Raw genomic sequence first — 3,432 nt, forward strand, 5'->3', positions numbered from 1 at the left:
AACGGCAACTCCTTCGGTGTCCTGTTTTGCGTGACCACCTATGGCGAGTCCCACGGGGGGGCGGTGGGGGTGGTGGTGGATGGCTGCCCGCCGCGGCTGCCCTTGAGCGAGGCCGACATTCAGGCAGAGCTGGATCGGCGGCGTCCTGGCCAGAGCCCCATCACGACGCCCCGCCAGGAAGCGGATCGCTGCCAGATCCTCTCCGGGGTTTTTCAGGGCTTTACGCTGGGCACCCCCATCCACATCCTGGTGCGCAACCAAGATGCCCGCCCCCAGGACTACCAGGAGATGGCCACCACCTTCCGCCCTTCCCATGCCGATGCCACCTACCAGGCCAAGTACGGCATCCGCAACTGGCAGGGGGGCGGACGGGCCTCAGCGCGAGAAACCATTGGCCGGGTGGCTGCCGGGGCCATTGCCAAGAAGATCCTGCGCCTAGCGGCAGGGGTGGAGATCCTGGCCTACGTGCAGCGGGTAAAAGACGTGGAAGCCCAGGTGGATCCCAGCTCGGTAACTGCAGAGCAGGTGGAGGCCAACATCGTCCGCTGCCCCGATCCCCAAGCGGCGGCGGCCATGATCCAAAAAATTGAGGAGGCGGCGCGGGAAGGGGATTCGCTGGGGGGAGTGGTGGAGTGTGTAGCCCGCCGGGTGCCGCGCGGGCTGGGATCCCCGGTGTTTGACAAGCTGGAGGCCGACTTGGCCAAGGCGGTGATGTCCCTGCCAGCCAGCAAGGGGTTTGAGATTGGCTCGGGGTTTGCCGGCACCTACTTGACGGGTAAGCAGCACAACGACGAGTTTTACATGACCCCTGCCGGCTGGCGTACCCGCAGCAACCGCTCCGGCGGCATCCAGGGGGGCATCAGCAACGGAGAAGATATCCTCCTAAGGGTGGCCTTTAAACCCACCGCCACCATTCGCCAGGCCCAAAACACCGTCACCCTCGATGGGCAAGAGACGGTTTTGGCGGCGCGGGGACGCCACGATCCCTGTGTGCTGCCGCGGGCGGTGCCGATGGTGGAGGCGATGGTGGCCCTGGTGCTCTGCGACCACCTGCTGCGCCACCACGCCCAGTGCGGATCCCTGGTCTTGCCGGAGGTGCCCCTCCCTGTCGCCGCTGCTCCCCAGGCCTAGGAGTCCCCGGCTATGGCCAAGGCCAAAACCGTCTGGGAGTGCAGCCAGTGCGGCGAGCGCTATGCCAAGTTTTTGGGCCGCTGCGACCATTGCGGCGCCTGGAACACTCTGACGGAAGTGGTCGTCGCCCCAGCGGCCAAGTCCCCACGGGCCCAAGCCCTCGCTCCTAGGTCCAACCGCGCCAATGGGATCCCCCGGTCGGCTCTCCCCCTCTCCCAGGTCTCCTCAGATCGCCACCCTCGCCTCTCCTCCGGCTATGGCGAGTTTGACCGGGTGTTGGGAGGTGGCATTGTGCCGGGATCCCTGGTGTTGATTGGCGGGGATCCGGGCATTGGCAAGAGCACCCTGCTGCTGCAGAGCGCTGCCCACCTGGCCAAGAGCGGGCCCATCTTATACGTGTCGGGGGAAGAATCAGCCCAGCAGATCAAGCTACGCGCCGAGCGGCTGGGGGTGGAAAGCGAGCAGCTCTACCTCTTGGCCGAGACCGACCTGGAGGCCATCGTGGCGGAGATCCAGGCTCTGCAACCGCAGGTGGCGGTGATCGACAGCATTCAAGCCATCTTCTGGGGGCAACTCACCTCGGCGCCGGGATCCGTTTCCCAGGTGCGGGAATGCACCGGCCTGTTAATGCGGCTGGCCAAAAAACTGGGGGTGGCTCTGCTGATTGTAGGCCATGTTACCAAAGACGGATCCCTGGCCGGGCCGAAGGTGCTGGAGCATTTGGTGGACACGGTCTTGTACTTTGAGGGGGATCGCTTCCAAAGCCACCGCCTATTGCGCGCCGTCAAAAACCGCTTTGGGGCAGCCCAGGAAATGGGTGTTTTTGAGATGACCGCCTCTGGCTTGGTGGAGGTGGACAATCCTTCTCAGCTTTTCTTGAGCAGCCGGGATCAGGCCACACCCGGAACGGCCACCATCGTCGCCTGTGAGGGCACCCGTCCTCTGGTGGTGGAAGTGCAGGCCCTGGTCAGCCCCACCAGCTACAGTTCCCCCCGCCGCACCTCCACCGGCATTGAAATCAACCGCTTTTTGCAGATCTTGGCTGTGCTGGAAAAACGGGTGGGGATCCCGCTTTCCAAATACGATGCTTACATCGCCTCTGCCGGCGGCATTCAGGTAGCCGAGCCAGCTGCCGACTTGGGGGTAGCAGTGGCCGTGGCCGCCAGCTTCCGGGATCGCCAAGTGGATCCTTTTACAGTCCTGATTGGCGAGGTGGGACTGGGGGGGCAGGTGCGCCCGGTGGCCCAGTTGGAGCAGCGCTTGAAAGAAGCCAGCAAACTGGGGTTTCGCCACGCCATCATCCCCAACAGCCCTGTGTTGTCGGATCACGGCCTGCGCCTGAGTCGGGTGCAGCGGGTGTTGGAAGCCCTGCTGGTGGCTGTGCCCGGTTCCCAGAGCGCAGAGTGAACATCCCCTTGCCTTCCACCCGTCGCCGGCTGCTGGGCTCTGCTGCGCCTATCTCCAAAGGCCAAGCAAGGACTCCGTCCCGCTAACGCGATTGGACTCCGTCCCGCTAACGCGATCGGCATCCGCTGCTTCGGTGGCATGTCCATCATGTTCCCGAAAACTTTTGTTACCCTCGAAAAAGGCTACGCCTGCTGGGCAAACAGCTCAGCAGCCTTAGCTGAGCCCTAGTCCGTAGTTAGCAACACCAGCAAGGGATCCCGGTGAGCATGGTTTCCGCACCCTCCAGCCCAGTCCAGCCCTCGATGCCAGAGACGGCATTTCCTCCGCCACCGGATAAAGGCTACACCCGCTGCGCGAACAGCGACCTGGTCATCGAGGATGATGAGCCCGCGGACAGCATTCTCTCCAAAAAGCTGCAGCGCCTGCTCACCAGCGCTCTCTACGCCTCTTTCCAGCCCAAGGCCGAAGACACGGGGGAGCTGATCCCCTTTTTGGCCACAGCCAATATTGGCCTGTTCTCTGCCCTCAAACTGCCCCCCCTGATGCCCGATGTGACGCTCAGCCTGGAGGTGGCTCCCCCCGCCAGCTTTGAGCGCAAGGAAGATCGCACCTACCTGGTCTGGGAGATGGGTAAGCCGCCGGATGTGGTCATTGAGATTGTCTCCAAGCGCAAAGGGGAAGAGCTGGGCCGCAAACGCAAAGACTATGCCCGCGCCGGCGTCAGCTACTACGCGGTCTACGATCGCACAGCGGGCGTAGCCTCTCCCTTGCGGCAACTAAGGGAACTGCAGGGATCCCCTCTGGCCCTTTTTCAGCGGCGGGGAGGTGAGTTTGTCCCCTTCGCGTCCACATGGCTGGAGGACAAAGGACTCCGTCCCGCTAACGCGAAAGGAC

General features: G+C 63.6%; 3 protein-coding genes. All 3 read left to right on the forward strand.

What is annotated here, in order from left to right; genetic code table 11:
- On the forward strand, positions 1 to 1,131 hold a 1,131-nt coding region (gene aroC, locus NW856_RS13790), incomplete at its 5' end, for a chorismate synthase (RefSeq protein WP_414400705.1).
- A 12-nt stretch (positions 1,132 to 1,143) separates the two neighbouring features.
- Entirely contained in the window at positions 1,144 to 2,538 is a 1,395-nt protein-coding gene (gene radA, locus NW856_RS13795) for a DNA repair protein RadA (protein WP_414400706.1), read from the forward strand.
- 266 nt (positions 2,539 to 2,804) lie between these two features.
- The coding region (locus tag NW856_RS13800) for a Uma2 family endonuclease (RefSeq protein ID WP_414400707.1) at positions 2,805 to 3,432 on the forward strand (628 nt) is incomplete at its 3' end.

Source organism: Synechococcus sp. R3-13, assembly GCF_047462195.1.
In the GTDB taxonomy this organism is placed as follows: domain Bacteria; phylum Cyanobacteriota; class Cyanobacteriia; order Thermostichales; family Thermostichaceae; genus Thermostichus.

Coding starts and splice junctions, on each gene's coding strand:
- radA (WP_414400706.1), top strand. CDS start 1,144: ATGGCCAAGGCCAAAACCGTCTGGGAGTGCAGCCAGTGCGGCGAGCGC.